The organism is Thalassolituus sp. (genome assembly GCF_984348125.1).
The window spans coordinates 90,965-105,959 of record NZ_CFHJLR010000005.1; the positions used below are offsets into that span (position 1 = coordinate 90,965).

Annotated in this window: 16 protein-coding genes; 9 read left to right on the forward strand and 7 right to left on the reverse strand. The window is 51.3% G+C overall.

Features of this window, described 5'->3' with window-relative positions; genetic code table 11:
• Positions 1-18: 18 nt before the first annotated feature.
• Positions 19-1,863 carry a sensor domain-containing diguanylate cyclase gene (locus tag AC5E51_RS05295; RefSeq protein WP_491778224.1) on the forward strand — a complete coding sequence of 615 codons (1,845 nt, stop codon included), beginning with the start codon at positions 19-21 and terminating at the stop codon, positions 1,861-1,863.
• On the opposite strand, the gene AC5E51_RS05300 is transcribed toward AC5E51_RS05295, so the two are convergent.
• The 5 genes from AC5E51_RS05300 to AC5E51_RS05320 all read right to left on the reverse strand — a co-directional run bounded on the left by AC5E51_RS05300 (position 1,858) and on the right by AC5E51_RS05320 (position 5,331).
• Complete coding sequence (locus tag AC5E51_RS05300) at positions 1,858-2,715, reverse strand: SDR family NAD(P)-dependent oxidoreductase (protein ID WP_068439876.1); 858 nt, start codon at positions 2,713-2,715, stop codon at positions 1,858-1,860. The genes AC5E51_RS05295 and AC5E51_RS05300 overlap by 6 nt on opposite strands.
• Before the next feature lie 10 nt (positions 2,716-2,725).
• Complete coding sequence (gene purT, locus AC5E51_RS05305) at positions 2,726-3,922, reverse strand: formate-dependent phosphoribosylglycinamide formyltransferase (RefSeq protein WP_491222148.1); 1,197 nt, start codon at positions 3,920-3,922, stop codon at positions 2,726-2,728.
• Between the two features lie 42 nt (positions 3,923-3,964).
• Complete coding sequence (locus AC5E51_RS05310) at positions 3,965-4,180, reverse strand: DUF1289 domain-containing protein (RefSeq protein WP_068438746.1); 216 nt, start codon at positions 4,178-4,180, stop codon at positions 3,965-3,967.
• On the reverse strand, positions 4,177-4,701 hold the full coding sequence (locus tag AC5E51_RS05315) for a gamma carbonic anhydrase family protein (protein ID WP_068438745.1): 525 nt from the start codon (positions 4,699-4,701) through the stop codon (positions 4,177-4,179). The genes AC5E51_RS05310 and AC5E51_RS05315 overlap by 4 nt, the downstream gene beginning before the upstream one ends.
• 66 nt (positions 4,702-4,767) lie before the next feature.
• Complete coding sequence (locus AC5E51_RS05320; RefSeq protein WP_068439923.1) at positions 4,768-5,331, reverse strand: CoA pyrophosphatase; 564 nt, start codon at positions 5,329-5,331, stop codon at positions 4,768-4,770.
• Between the two features lie 413 nt (positions 5,332-5,744).
• Between AC5E51_RS05320 and AC5E51_RS05325 the strand changes: the two genes are divergently transcribed.
• Entirely contained in the window at positions 5,745-6,083 is a 339-nt protein-coding gene (locus AC5E51_RS05325; RefSeq protein ID WP_297532952.1) for a DUF3135 domain-containing protein, read from the forward strand.
• 39 nt (positions 6,084-6,122) lie between these two features.
• Positions 6,123-6,668 (forward strand): NUDIX hydrolase, encoded by a 546-nt coding sequence (locus tag AC5E51_RS05330; protein WP_301378434.1) that lies wholly within the window; start codon positions 6,123-6,125, stop codon positions 6,666-6,668.
• Positions 6,669-6,671: 3 nt separating this feature from the next.
• Here the strand turns inward: AC5E51_RS05330 and AC5E51_RS05335 are convergent, their stop codons facing one another.
• Both AC5E51_RS05335 and AC5E51_RS05340 read right to left on the reverse strand, forming a co-directional pair.
• The gene (locus AC5E51_RS05335; RefSeq protein ID WP_301378432.1) at positions 6,672-6,983 is read right to left on the reverse strand and encodes a YqfO family protein; all 312 of its coding nucleotides are present in this window, start codon (positions 6,981-6,983) and stop codon (positions 6,672-6,674) included.
• Positions 6,984-7,008: 25 nt separating this feature from the next.
• Entirely contained in the window at positions 7,009-7,257 is a 249-nt protein-coding gene (locus AC5E51_RS05340) for a YkgJ family cysteine cluster protein (protein WP_301378430.1), read from the reverse strand.
• Positions 7,258-7,402: 145 nt separating this feature from the next.
• Between AC5E51_RS05340 and AC5E51_RS05345 the strand changes: the two genes are divergently transcribed.
• From AC5E51_RS05345 to AC5E51_RS05370, 6 genes are all read left to right on the forward strand, one after another.
• A complete protein-coding gene (locus AC5E51_RS05345) occupies positions 7,403-7,954 on the forward strand; it encodes a hypothetical protein (RefSeq protein ID WP_297532948.1) in 552 nt (183 codons plus the stop codon).
• Between the two features lie 29 nt (positions 7,955-7,983).
• Positions 7,984-8,139, forward strand: a complete 156-nt coding sequence (locus AC5E51_RS05350) for a cell developmental protein SirA (RefSeq protein WP_068439891.1) — start codon at positions 7,984-7,986, stop codon at positions 8,137-8,139.
• Positions 8,136-8,816: a TIGR01621 family pseudouridine synthase gene (locus AC5E51_RS05355; protein ID WP_491778225.1), complete on the forward strand. Its 681-nt coding sequence runs from the start codon at positions 8,136-8,138 to the stop codon at positions 8,814-8,816. Before AC5E51_RS05350 ends, AC5E51_RS05355 begins: the two co-directional genes overlap by 4 nt.
• Before the next feature lie 223 nt (positions 8,817-9,039).
• Positions 9,040-10,128, forward strand: coding sequence for an efflux RND transporter periplasmic adaptor subunit (locus tag AC5E51_RS05360; protein ID WP_491778226.1), 1,089 nt, complete (start codon positions 9,040-9,042; stop codon positions 10,126-10,128).
• Positions 10,129-10,140: 12 nt separating this feature from the next.
• Positions 10,141-13,356 carry an efflux RND transporter permease subunit gene (locus AC5E51_RS05365; RefSeq protein ID WP_491778227.1) on the forward strand — a complete coding sequence of 1,072 codons (3,216 nt, stop codon included), beginning with the start codon at positions 10,141-10,143 and terminating at the stop codon, positions 13,354-13,356.
• Between the two features lie 56 nt (positions 13,357-13,412).
• Positions 13,413-14,993 (forward strand): sensor histidine kinase, encoded by a 1,581-nt coding sequence (locus AC5E51_RS05370; protein ID WP_491778228.1) that lies wholly within the window; start codon positions 13,413-13,415, stop codon positions 14,991-14,993.
• The last annotated feature ends 2 nt before the right edge of the window (positions 14,994-14,995 follow it).

Genomic DNA, 14,995 nt, shown 5'->3' on the forward strand with positions numbered 1-14,995 from the left:
ACATACTCGCTGACACACATGACTGACTACCTCAATCTTCCGTCACTGGACTATCCCGATATGCGACTAACACTGTTTCTCGTATTACTGTTCTGCATGCCAACGCAGGCACTCACAGTCATTACGGGAAACTCGTTCGAACACTACAACCTCGAAGGAGGGCTGGAATACAGGTTGCAGGCATCTCCAGATCGTCCGCAAATGAATACCGACTGGGAAGTCGCCCGCGATACACTTACTTTCGGATTCAACCCAGATAACCTCTGGATCCGCTTTGCCGTGCGCAATACCTCATCCGAGACACAAAACCTGATTCTCGATTTCCCCTACCCTCTGCTCGATGAAGTGGATGTGTATATTAAAGATGAATCAGGCAATGAGACCCTTCATCAGTTGGGTGACACACGCCCTGCATGTGCTCAGAAGATACAGCATCCACATCTGCTTGCCGATTTCCGACTCCCTGCGATGAGTGAGCACCAGATAATTGTCCGTGTGAAAACCGAGGCGACTCTCAATGTACCGCTGACACTTTGGGCGCAAAGTGCGTTCGTATCATCTTCGGTCCGGACAACCGTATTCGACATGATGATGTACGGCATATTAGTGGGGATTGCCCTCTACCACCTGCTTCTGTTTGCCCAGCTCAGAGAACCCTCATATTTCTGGTATTCGGCCTTCCTTATTACTTTGGTCAGCATCTTCGCTTACTTTCAGGGCTACATAAACGCATACGCATTCGAAAGCCTCCGGCGACACAGTAACCACTTTCTGTCGTGGTCGTATGCACTCGTTGCGCTGTCCTGCATATTTTACATACAAAGGACACTCGACTTGCCTCGTAGCCGTCCAGGGTATTCTAAAGCCCTCAATGCGGTTGTTGCTTCCGGGGTCATACTGGCCATAGCCGCCATGTACATTCCCTACTCCTTGTCCATCAAGCTTCTTACCGGCTACGCCATTTTTGCTACCCTGGTCGTCATCAGTTCACAGGCTATAAGGGTCCTTGATCAGTACGAGCCCGCTTATTACGGCTTCAGCGCCAGTACATTTCTGTTAATAGGAATGGGCATCACAATATTAGAAAAAACAGGTCTGATTGTGTCGACACCCGTCACCCGCTCCGCAGGCGAAGTAGGCTTTACCATCATGGCCATTTTCTACGCACTATTACTTTCTCAACGTATGCGCTGGGAACAGTACAAGAGGCACAAGGCCGAGCTGGCCGTGCGCCTGAGCAATGCGGAGTTGCTGCAAACACAGCAAAAGCTGAATAAAAAACTGGATGTGTTAGTGCGCGAAAGAACAGTTGAGCTGGAGAAAACCAACGAACAACTGCATCAGGCGAGTATCACCGATCCGCTGACGGGCCTGTTTAACCGGCGCCACTTCGACCAGGAATTTCAGCGACTTCATCAGAACGCTACCTATGACGGATCTTCGTTAAGCCTGATATTGTTAGATATAGACCACTTCAAAGCCATTAACGATCACTACGGCCATCCCGCAGGTGACGCCTGCCTGATCGATATCGCTAACCGTATTCAGTCAGTTGCTAAAAATTTTGATGCAGTCTGTGCCCGATATGGCGGTGAAGAATTTATTATTCTGATGGCCGATGAAGATCTCTCCACCGCTAGCGCAGCAGCGCAGACTCTTCTGTCCCTGATAAGAGAAGTACCTGTCTCCGTCTCTGGTCACAGCATCAGAGTGACCGCGAGCATTGGAGTAATTGCACGCCAACCAGGCAGCTCGGACGAAACAGATACTCTGCTTAAGGCAGCCGATGAACTTCTGTATCAGGCCAAATCACAAGGAAGAGATCAGATCTGCAGCCCTGAATCGACCAACGTCCTGTTATGACTCACCGAAAGTAGAAATACCAAAAACCTCTTTACTGAAGTCCCAGAGGTCATCCGTAAGCTTTTCACTACGCGATGACCGGCTTCTGATACCTGGTTTTCTGCGACACCAATATCCACCGTTCCGGCTCTTTGAATCATCCGTCGCCAGAAATATCTGCGTGTCAGCACCCTTTCGTTCAGAAATAAGAAATGGGAAAAACAGCTTCACAAACAAATCAGGAAACTGCCTGTAAAACTCGGTTTTCACCCCACCTGGATGAAAAGAAAATACTTTTACATTACTGTCCTTCAAGTGCTTTTCAAGACCGTTAACGAACAGGATATTGGCTAGTTTAGAGCGTCCATACAGCAGGAATTGCTTAAACAGGAAGCGGTCGCCTCGCGGTGGACTCGTGATGGTCGCGTTAAAATCGAGAATATTACCAACCCAATGAGCGACAGAACTGGTTACTATCAAGCGGGGATCATCAGAACGCTTAAGCAGAGGCATTAACTTGTGAGTCAGCAGGAAATGCCCCATGTGCGTGGCCGCAAACATATATTCATGGCCCGCGTCATTCTTACGAATCGACGAGGTAAATAAGCCAGCGTTGAGTATCAAACGATCAACCTGATCAAAGCGGGAGGCAATCGTTTCTGCAAACTCAGCCACACTCGCATAGTCAGCCATGTCAACCTGGGCGAATTCGACGTCTGCGGAGGGATGTTTTTCCAATATTTCCCGCACCACTCTCTGGCCTTTTACTTCATCTCGCGCAGCAATCACTACCCGGTAGCCAAGACCTGCCAAAGTCTCAGAAGTGATCTTGCCAAGGCCAGCGCTGCCTCCGGTAATGAGTGCTGTTTTCATGGTTTCGTCATTATAAAGTGACAGAAATATCGGCAATCACAGCATTCGCTGTATCGCGTGCTTCCTCGATAGATTGGCTACGTGCCAGAGCAACACCTAATCGGCGTTTACCAGCAACCTCAGGCTTACCAAATAAACGTACCTGAGTATCTGGTCGGCTCAATGCCGCAGTCAGGTTACCAAACTGCATATTGGTCGATTCACCGGCCACCAGCAAAACTGAAGACGCTGAAGGCCCAGTCTGCACGATATTCGGAATCGGCAAACCAAGAATCGCTCTCGCATGCAGAGCGAACTCAGAGAGATCCTGAGAGATCAGAGTCACCAGCCCAGTATCGTGCGGACGAGGAGACACTTCACTGAAGATAACGTCGTCACCTTTCACAAACAGTTCGACACCAAACAGACCCCGACCACCGAGTTCTGACGTGACCTTTTCTGCAATCTGCTTTGCTTTGGCTAAAGCGGCATCCGTCATTGCCTGCGGCTGCCAGGACTCCTGATAATCGCCATCTTCCTGGCGATGCCCGATAGGGTCACAGAAGCTCGTAACGGTATTGCCAGCGCCATCATCATGTCGGATCGTCAACAGAGTGATTTCAAAATCGAAGTCGACAAAACCCTCAACGATGACTTTACCTTTACCAGCACGTCCACCTTCCTGAGCGTAATCCCAGGCGGCTTTAATCTGATCTTCTGATTTAACAAAACTCTGGCCTTTGCCTGAGGAGCTCATGATCGGCTTCACCAGACATGGCAGTCCGATGGACTTTACCGCAGCCTCGTACTCTTCTTCGGAAGCGGCGAACTGATACGAAGATGTTGGTACTTCTAAGGTTTCGGCCGCGAGCCGGCGAATACCTTCACGGTTCATGGTCAGCTGAGTCGCACGCGCAGTTGGAGCCACGTTAAATCCTTCTGACTCCAGTTCAGCCAGAGTTTCTGTCGCAATGGCTTCAATTTCAGGAACAATCAGAGCAGGCTTTTCACTCTCAATCACCTCACGAAGAGCCTTACCGTCGAGCATTGAAATAACATGGCTGCGATCAGCCACCTGCATAGCAGGCGCATTGGCGTAGCGGTCGACGGCAATGACCTCACAGCCGAGACGCTGCAGTTCAATTGCAACTTCTTTTCCCAGCTCTCCCGAGCCACAGAGAAGAACACGGGTTGCCATAGGTGAGAACGGAGTACCAATTGTGGTCATAATATCAATCCAAATCTGTTAAACGTGCATGGTACGTACTGCTTATTCGGCAGAGGCGTCCACACTAAAAAAATTCATTGCGGCGCGTTCCCGCTCGCCGACCAACTGCATCACCTCGCGACGCTGGTCGTTCGTCATGCTGCCCCAGTCTGTGATTTCCTGACCGGTGCGGTAGCAGCCCAGACAGACATTATTTTCATCGAGAGCACAGATACTGACACAAGGTGATCTGAGCGGCGCTTCGTTTGTGTCCGTCATAAATCAACTTCTTCCAGAGTATTCGTATAACGCTCAGCGTTCTGCACGTAGTGCGCGGCGCTGGCTTCTAATAATTTCTTCTGCATATCATTTAACTCTCGCTTAATGACCGCTGGAGACCCCACCACGAGAGAACCATCAGGAATATCCATACCCTCAGGAACCAGAGCATTCGCACCGATAATGCAGTGCTTACCGATACGTGCTTTGTTCAGAATCACTGCACCAATTCCAATCAGCGAATAATCACCAATATCACACCCGTGCAGCATGGCATTATGACCAACAGTCACCCCCTTCCCTAAGGTCAGAGGAATGCCTGAGTCTGTATGCAGAACTGCACCATCCTGAACATTTGACTGTGGCCCCACTGTAATAACGTCGTTGTCACCGCGCAGCACAGCGTTGAACCAGATGCTCGATTCTTCACACAGAACACAGCTGCCGATTACCGTTGCATTCCCGGCGACAAATACGCCTTCTTTCTTTTCTGGAGTTCGGTCATCGATTCGGTAAAACATAACGTACCTCTTGCTCTGACGAGTGATGAGCCTCGACAGGTAATTCAGATTTCCGGGGCCACAGGATCAGTACTTGAGACTGATATCAGCATCCCAGAAGTTATTCATAAATTCGGCAATCATCATGGCGGTTAACCCCCATATATGAAAGTCCTCGAAATCGTAGCTCGGTAAGCGAATAGCCCCGCGTTCGAAATAGCGACTGGGCGGCTGAGTGAACAACGACAGCGGCACCTCAAATACTGCATCCAACTCGTCAGGGCTGGCCACATGCTGAAGCCCAGGCGGAATAATCGCCAGAACCGGAGTCACCAGATACCCAAAACGACTGACCACCTGATCAAGCTCCCCGATGACGGTAACATCCGCGGGGTGCAGGGCCACCTCCTCATGCGCCTCGCGAAGTGCCGTGGCTACAATGCTGTCGTCCTCCGGGTCTCGTTTACCTCCAGGAAAGGCCACTTCCCCCTTGTGAGAAGACAGATGTGCGGCCCGGCGAGTGAGAAGAACATTTGGAGAAGGCTCATCGGTAAGAGCAAGCAAGACACCGGCCTCAGCAAGGTCAGGCTGAGGAATCTGTCTGGGGGTCAACTGTTGATGCTTCATCGACAACAGATCATGTAGGGGCATATTCGTCATATGGCCATTGTAAGCTCAGAGGTAATCCGTGGCTATCCGTGCGCCCTGTCAAAAAAATCGCAGTCACTGAATACTAAAAACACCAAACTGCATTAATTGTCGTATTTTGACCGATTTATAGATCATTTTATAATCAGAGCAATAAATTAAATAACCTAACCTACTAGAAAAACCGCAATCCACTTTCGCTGAACAAGCGGTTAACCCACTGATTTATAACAATTTTCCAAGTAACACAAAGTTACAGTAAAGATTTTTTTCAAGATAATCAGATAGTTAGACAGGTTAAACAATGACAGTGATGTATGTTTGACGCTTTCACCTTGGGGTAGACTAGTTTCCGAAATATGCAAATGCGCGACTTGCAGAATCTAGAAACAGATACGAGGTATTGAGCCGTGGACATGCCATCTTTTGACGAAATGGTTCGCTTAGCGAAGAACGATCCTGAAACACTGGAACGTATCCGCCTGAAACTGATTGAAGAAACCATCGCCGAAGCACCAGCAAATTGTCACCGCCGCTTACGTGGCCTGCAATTCCAGATTGACATGGAGCGCCGCCGAGCCAGCAACCCAATGAGTGCCTGCGTCAAAATCTCCAAAATGATGCACGACTCACTCTACACAATGCGCCAGACTCTGAACGCCGCTGTGGGTCAGACCACCGACGACGTTATTATGCCACTTGAAACACCGTTACAGGCGCAGGTGCTCGCCTTCCCTATGCAGGCTAATAGCTGATTGCATATACTGCCCTCAGTTCTACTGGGGGCCACCACCATGAAATACTGCAGCCATTGCCGCGCTGAAGTCACCTTTGACATTCCTGAGGGCGACAACCGTCACCGTCACATCTGCCATAGCTGCGACACCATTTTCTACGAAAACCCCAGAATCGTTGCCGGGACACTTCCGGTCTTTGACGGCCGGATATTGCTGTGTAAACGCGCGATTTCTCCGCGCAAAGGCTACTGGACACTCCCTGCCGGGTTTATGGAGAACGGTGAAAGTACCGAACAGGCGGCTCTAAGAGAAACCTGGGAAGAAGCGGAAGCCCGTCCTGTACTGGGTAACCTCTACAGCATGATTACCGTACCGCACATAAACCAGGTCCATATTTTCTTTCTCGCTGACATGCAGGTACCCGAACTTTCTGCCGGCCCTGAAAGTCTGGAGGTTGCGCTTTTCACGCCCGCTGAAATCCCATGGGATGAGATCGCCTTCCCGACGGTATCAGAAACACTGAAGCGCTTTATCGACGGCGCTACCGGGCCTCACGTGTTTGATATCCGCCCCGATCAGGCTTTACACGCAGGCAATGACTGACAATCAGATATCGGCGAGCTGCCACACGTCGTAGGCAGGCTCTTCGTACGGGTGCGCCAACTTCATTGCAGCGACCGCCGCTTTGATCAGATCGTCGGTACAGACCAGTTCTACGCGATATTCAACGACCTTTTCTATGTCACCAACTTTGCCGATATGAGGCTGTGCCCCTTCAAGAGGGCGGAACTGGCCCTCTCCTATGCTCTGAAAACAGCAATGCTCATAGTCACCGATCCGGCCGGCCCCAGAAGCAAATACGGCTTCTTTCACTGGCTCCAGATGGTCCTCTGGCACAAAAAATACGAATTTATACACGTTTGCCTCCAGTCAACGAGCTCGGTCAGGTGATGCGTTCCAACTCAATCAGATTGGCCATGGCCTGTTTACTCCCCCCGCCACAAATATCAGGGTCAGCTTTGAACTGATGACAGACATCCGGACGTGATGGATCGCCAAACAAGCGACAAAGGTTGTCCTCGTCGAGTTGAACACAGCGGACACCCGCAGGCTTACCCTCAGGCATTCCGGGAATCGAACTGGAAATCGACGGAGCAATGCAGCAGGCGCCGCAGCCAGGCTCACACTTCATATAACACGCTAAAACCGGTAGAGAATGTATCTGTTCGACGGAGCGAACAGAGTGTTAGCTTACCCGGCCTGACGCCAGCTTGGTAGCGCTTGCCAGCGACAGTTCACTGGGATAGCCTTGCGGGACTTAATCTGGAGCCCAAATCATGCGCTTGCTATTGCCGCTCATTGGTGTGTTCGCAACAATCTTCGCAACGGTCGATACTGTACATGCTGAGCCTACTAACTTCAGAGTCGGGGCTGGCCTCCTGAAGTACGACGTTCACCCGGCTCCTGACTACATGCCGGACTTCCGCCAGTCAGGCACTACGATCTTTGCCGAATTTCCACAGGACAACTATCACGGCTCCCGCTTCATTATTTACGCACTCGATGAGGGCGATACTTCACTTTGGGGCTATGAGACCCAGATGATGATAGGTTACGGCCTGGCCCAGCCTGGGTTCCGCATTCACACAGGGCCTGCATGGCATCGCGAAGTGATTGATGTGCGCCGTAATGGCGAGGCTGACCCACAGGTATTTAATGGTTGGGGATGGCAGCTTGGCACAGGTTACCAATACAAGGCCCTTACTCTTGAAATCGCGGCAACCTACCGCGACACCCGTGACTACCGCCAGGAAAATAAGGCAGCCACCGGAAACGACACACCGCCAGCCCCTATCCTTTCAAACCTTCTGATCAGCTATCGCTTCTGATCAGAACAGCTTGCCCGTAAGGAACCTCTATGACGAACCCTGTTGCTGTTAAGTACATGTCCAGAGCAGAAATAGAAAGCCTGATGTACACCACAACTGCCGAGTCAGGTAATCAGCAAGCGGAGCTCTTCGAAGCCCTGGTAAGACGTCTTCTCGAAATCATGGAGCAGGACGCACACCGTTGAGTGAGTCCTCTGCGACTAAACCCTCTGACTCTGTGCCCTCAGTCATTGCTCGGGGGCAAGGTTGGCTCGTACTGGATAAACCCGCAGGCCAAAGCTTTCACAGTGAAGATGGTGTGCCCGGATTCTTCGCCGCAGCCGAAGCCGCGCTTGGCCAGAAGCTCTGGCCAGTGCACCGGCTGGATAAAGTCACCTCTGGGTTGGTTCTGGTCGCCACGTCAGCAGAGAGCGCCGCTTTCCTGTCGCAGCAATTTGCTGAACGGGCAACTCGTAAGTACTACCTTGCCCTGTCGCGGCAGCGCCCAAAGAAGAAGCAGGGCATCATCAAAGGTGATATGGGTAAAGCCCGAAACGGCAGTTATCGCCTTCTACGCACCCTTGATAACCCCGCAATCACCCGGTTCTGGAGCAGGCTTGACACCTCTTTTGGGGAGCGCCTTTTTCTGCTGAAGCCTCATACCGGAAAAACTCACCAGCTGCGTGTTGCGATGAAAAGCCTCGGCGCCCCTATTTTCGGCGACACCCGATATGGTGGTGATGAAGCCGACCGGACCTATCTGCATGCCTGGGCTTTGGAGTTCAACGACGGCCAGGCACAGCAGCGCGTGTTTTCAAACCCGTCCGGCTTCCACTGGCCCGACGTCCCTGACGACTGGCACGACCCTTTTACTGATTTCTGAGGCCCCTCAACGACGAACCCCGTTCTGCTGAAAGTCATCTACTCTGTCTACTGTCCTGTATGGAGTGGACATGGAAGGGTATTGAATCATTCAGCACAGAAAAGTTGCGCAACACATGTTCTTTCATTAGCATATTACCAAGTAGTAATATTATGATCATTTCCGGCCCAGATTAGAAACCGCCAGAAGTGAATAAGCCGATGAGAACCAGAGAGGAACAATCATGAGTCTCCAGAAGTTTCTGAACAGCGCATTGCTTACCAGCGTTATCCTGATGCCTCTTCACTCGATGGCAGAGACACTCACCATCACAGAAACTATGCTGCCAGATACCTTCAACCTCGACGGCACTATCGAAGCAGTCAACTCAGGTACGATTTCAGCACAGACGAGTGGCAATATTCTCTCAATCAATGGCGATGTCGGTGACAGAGTAGAAAATGGCGAGATACTCATCCGTATCGATAACACCCAACAAAAGGCGGCGTTAGCTCAAGCAGAAGCAGCGCTCGCTCAAGCCCAGGCACTCAACGACGACGCCCAGACACTGCTGAAGCGCAATGCCCGACTGGTTAAACAAGGCACACTTTCTCAAGGTGAATACGACCGTTCGGAAGCACAGGCGAAAAGTTCAGCTGCCAACGTCGAAGCAGCTAAAGCAGCTCTGCGTCAGGCCCGCACACAGCTTTCTTATACCGAGGTCACAGCACCCTACGCCGGTATCATCATGGAACGATTCGTCGAAGTCGGAGAGTTTGTCAGCCCGGGAACACCCTTAATGAGTGGCTATGGCACTGGCGCAATGCGCGCCGTGACAGACGTTCCACAGCGTATCGCTGCAAAGTACTCAGATACCAGTCAGGTCAGTATTCAGGTAAAAGACACACACGCACCAGCAACTGACGTTACCCTCTACCCATTCGCAGACAGCAGCCGCCACAGTGTCCGTCTGCGCGCAACACTTGCGGAAGAAACGAGCCAGACGGTCGTTCCGGGCCAGTGGGTTAAAGTTCAGCTTCAGGTAGGCTCACGCCCTGCCATTCTCGTTCCCGAAGCTGCAATTCTGCGCCGTGGCGAAATGACCGCTGTCTTTGTAACAATGAACGAACGCTCTACTCTGAGACAAGTGCGCGTCGGTGCTCAAAGACAACTCCCGCAACAACTCCCTCAACAACGCCAGGGAGAAACCTGGTACGAAATTCTGGCGGGTCTGAATGCTGGCGAAACCATCAAGGCCAATGCGCTTGATGAACTGGGCGACAGAAGTGCCAACAGTAGCACCAGCACCGATGCTAAGCCTGATGTTAAGTAAGTGAGGGACACCATGACACAACCTCTGGGAATATCAGGAAAAACCGCGCGCGCGTTTCAGAACTCCGCGATTACTCCTCTCCTCGCCATCGTTGGTTTATTACTTGGCTTCTTCGCCATCCTGGTGACGCCGAAAGAAGAAGAACCACAGATCGACGTGACCTTTGCAAATGTGTTCATCGGATATCCGGGAGCCAGTGCACAGGATGTTGAGCAGTTGGTTTCGATCCCCGCTGAACAGGTCATGTCTGAAATAAAGGGAGTCGACGACATCTTTTCAATCAGTCAGCCAGGGCAAGCCATACTGACGGTCGCATTTGAAGTCGGAATTCCTCGCGAAGAAGCGATCCTGAATCTCTACAATCAGGTGCACAGCAACAAAGATTGGTTTCCACCCAACCTCGGCGTCATGGAGCCGGTCATTAAACCGATGGGCATTGATGATGTGCCCATCATGAGTATTACCCTGCGCGGCAAAGACGCTTCCGTCAGCGCTAACGAACTGACCGCCATTGCACATACACTCGAGACTGATCTGAAGCAGATACCTGGTACGCGGGATATCTACAGCATTGGAACTCACTCAGATGTTTTACTGGTAAAACTCGACCCTGCACGTATGAATGGTCACGGACTCGCGTTCAGCGATGTCCGGAATGCACTTCTGAGTGCGAATGTCGGAGGCTATCGTCAGTCACTCGTCCAGAATAACGAGGTTATTCAGATTCAGGCGGGAAATTTTCTCCGCGACCGTTCTGAAGTGGGCCAACTGATTGTCGGTCGCAGTCAAAGCGGGCTGGTATATCTGGCTGACGTTGCAGACATAACGCTGGCCAATGACACGCCAGAACAATACGTCAGCTACCGGGCCCTTGGTATGGAAAGCAGCCTGCCAGCCGTCACGCTTGCTATAGCCAAACAGCCGGGTACAAACGCAGTCGATATTACACAAGGCATTGAAGCGCGGCTGACTACACTGAAAAACCGCTTGCTTCCAAACACCGTCATTGCCGAGGTCACCCGTGACTACGGTATTACAGCGAAGGATAAGTCCGACAAGTTGATCGCAAAACTCCTGTTTGCGACTGCCGCTGTCGTTGTGCTGGTACTGGCGACCATGAGCTGGCGCGAAGCCATTATTGTTGGCGGCGCCATATTTATTACCCTCGCCATCACATTATTTGCAAGCTGGGTCTGGGGCTTCACCCTCAACCGTGTGTCCTTGTTCGCCCTTATTTTCTCCATTGGTATTCTTGTCGATGACGCCATCGTCGTCGTAGAAAATATTCACCGCCATATGCATAAAGGCGGCAAAAAACTTCTTGAAGTTATTCCTACCGCCGTCGAGGAAGTTGGCGGCCCTACGATTCTAGCTACGTTTACGGTAATTGCTGCACTGATGCCGATGGCATTTGTTTCTGGATTAATGGGCCCGTATATGAGTCCAATCCCGATTAACGCCTCGACTGGTATGCTTATTTCTCTGGTTGTGGCCTTTGTCGTCACACCATGGCTGTCATACAAGCTGCTTAAAAAAGTGTCAGAGAAACACGAGAACACACCCGCAACGCACGATGACGACGAAGCATCAGGAAAACTCTATGCCGTATTCAATAAGTCGATGCGCCCTTTTATTGAAAGCAAAGGGGCTGGAAAAAAACGCGGGTTACTGTTTGCCGCTATTACTCTTCTGATCATTATCGCAGTGTCATTGCCGGTATTTACCGCGGTAGTGATGAAAATGCTGCCCTTCGACAATAAATCCGAGTTTCAGATCGTCGTAGATATGCCTGAGGGCTCCCCCGTCGAGGAAACACTCGCTGTGCTGGAAGCCTTGTCTGAAGAACTCATGACAGTTCCTGAAATCCGTGACGTTCAGATGTACGCGGGGACAGCGGCGCCTATCAACTTTAACGGTCTGGTACGGCAATATTATCTGAGAGGGCTTCCTCATCAGGGAGATATTCAGGTCAACCTTGTCGATAAACATCAGCGAGATCGCCAGTCCCACGACATTGCCCTGTCAGTCCGCGCACCTCTGCAAGCCATTGGCGAGAAAATGAATGCCAATATAAAAGTCGTTGAGGTACCGCCAGGACCACCGGTCATGGCGCCCATTGTCGCTGAAATTTATGGCCCCGATTACGAACGCCAGATAGCAGCGGCAAAACAGCTGCGCGCAGTATTTGAAGCGACACCCGATATCGTTGATACCGACGATATGATTGAAGATGATCAGGCTAAATGGCTGATCCGTATCGACCGTCAACGCGCTGCCCATGTGGGCGTAGCGCAAGCAAGCATTGTGCAGGCAATCAATACCGCGCTGGGTGGTGAAGATGTCAGTTACCTTCATACAGGCCAGCAGAAGTATCCTCTGCCGATTCGTCTGGAGTTACCCGAAGGCGATAAAACCGGTCTGAATAATCTTCTGACCCTCAGAGTAAAAAGTGCAGACGGTCGCTATTTTGCGCTCGCGGACCTGGTGGCGATTGAAAAATCGACGGTCGAGAAAACCATTTACCGTAAGAACCTCAAGCCCGTAGTCTTCGTGACTGCAGATATGGCTGGCGAGCTCGATAGTCCTCTCTATGGCTTATTCTCAATTGCCATGGATATGCCAGAGCACAACCTGAACTGGAAGCAATGGTTTATTCAGCAACCGCCCATGGCCGATACGATCGAGATGAAGTGGGATGGCGAATGGCAGATAACCTATGAAACATTCCGGGATATGGGTATTGCCTACGGTATTGGCATGATCCTGATTTACCTGCTTGTGGTCGCGCAGTTCAGGTCGTATCTGGTACCGCTCATTATCATGGCGCCCATTCCATTAACGGTCATTGGTGTCATGCCCGGGCATGCCCTGTTTGGTGCCCAGTTCACTGCCACCTCAATGATCGGGATGATTGCGTTGGCCGGCATCATTGTGCGGAACTCTATTTTGCTGGTCGATTTTATTAACCAGAAAACAGGTGAAGGCATGCGATTCGAAGACGCCGTCGTGCACTCTGCGGCCGTGCGTTCGAAGCCCATTGCACTGACAGGTGTTGCGGCTATGATTGGCGCTTTCTTTATTCTTGATGACCCTATCTTCAACGGTCTCGCGATTTCGCTGATTTTTGGTATTCTGGTATCGACAGTTCTGACTCTGGTTGTGATTCCGCTGCTTTACTTCAGTGCCATGCGTGGAAAGCTCACCAGCCAGCCCAGCGATAACGGGTAAGCGTTACGCCGGGGGATAACAGGAAGCGAGTCCCAGTATTGCAAGAAAGAGCCAGCGTGAGACAAGAACCCCAGAAGATCTCAACATCCGGCAGACGCTCCATCGTCTGCCGGATGTTTCTGTATATCTGCCTGACGCTGACCCTCGTTGGCAGCATTGCCGGCACCCTGCTCTACAGCATTCAGTTTGAACGTGAGATTGAGCGTGAGCATCAGGAAATGATGCGCATCACTAACACCTTCAAACCCGCTATTGCCCACGCTCTCTGGCAGTACGACAAACAGCAGCTACGCCTGCTTGTAGCCGGTTTACAGGGAGACCCGGGTGTCTCTTATGTTCGCGCCGTCGACACAGAGAACTTCAGCGCCGAGGCCGGTACACGGCCATACCATTCGCACGTTACCCGCATCCCGATTTACTACGACGAACTGCTGGTCGGCGATCTCAGTGTTGCGTATTTCAATGGCAGCCCCTGGCTGAAAGCGCTAGAGAATGCCTCGCCCTATATCGGCAGTATTTTCCTCCTGCTGTTGGTACTCGCGGGCGCCCTGGTGCTCGTACTCCATCAGATTGTCACGCGGCGCATCACCAAGCTGGCACGGGCTGTAAACAGCCGGATTGAACACGGCATTCTGACGCCAGTCGATATCAGCCCAAGCCGTTCCATGGACGACGTCGATCAACTGATGGTGGCCTTTCGTGAACTCAACGAGCAGCTGATTAAGGAGCTTGAGCGCAACAAGCTGGCTCAACATCAGTTAAGTAAAGCGAACACCGAGCTTGAAGACAGGGTCGAGGAACGTACCGAGCACCTGTCAGAAACCATTGCACAGCTCAATCAGACCGTCGACGAACTGAACACCACTCAGTCCCAACTGATCGAAGCGGAAAAACAATCCGCGCTCGGCGGCATGATCGCTGGCATCGGTCACGAAATCGAAACGCCACTGGGCTTATGTCTGACGATGGAGTCGTGTCTTCGTAATGACGTACAGGCGGTCATCTCGGAGTATCCGGAACTGGCCAAAACGGAAGAATGGTCGCGGGTTTCTGAGAGTCTTGAACTGCTGAGAGAAAATCTGCGTCGCGCTACCAGCCTGATGAAGAGTTTTAAATCAGTGTCAGCGGGTCATATCAATGATGACAACGACTGGATTTATATTCACAAAACTATTTCTGATCTGCTGCGCAGCCTGTCGCCTATGTTGCGTAATCACCCGTACGAAATCCGGGTTAATTGCCCTGCGGATATCTGCATACAGGCATCCCCAACAGCGATCACTCAGATACTGACTAACCTCATCACAAACTCGCTGAAACATGGTTTTTCAGGTCGGGCTGAGGGCCTTGTTGTCATTACGATAAAAGAAGATTCAGACAACCTGATCATGGATTATCAGGACGACGGTATCGGCCTCAGCCGTGAAGCTGCGAAAAGAATATTTGAGCCAATGTTCACGACCTGCCGCAGCGACGGTGGTACTGGACTGGGTATGCATCTGGTTTACAACATCATTAAACAGCGTATGAAAGGCGATATCAGTATTGAGCCATCAGATACCGGTGTGCACTTCCGTATGGTCATGCCCATCAGTAAAGCCCAGCGACGCGATAAAGGCCGCCAGGCAATTTACTGATC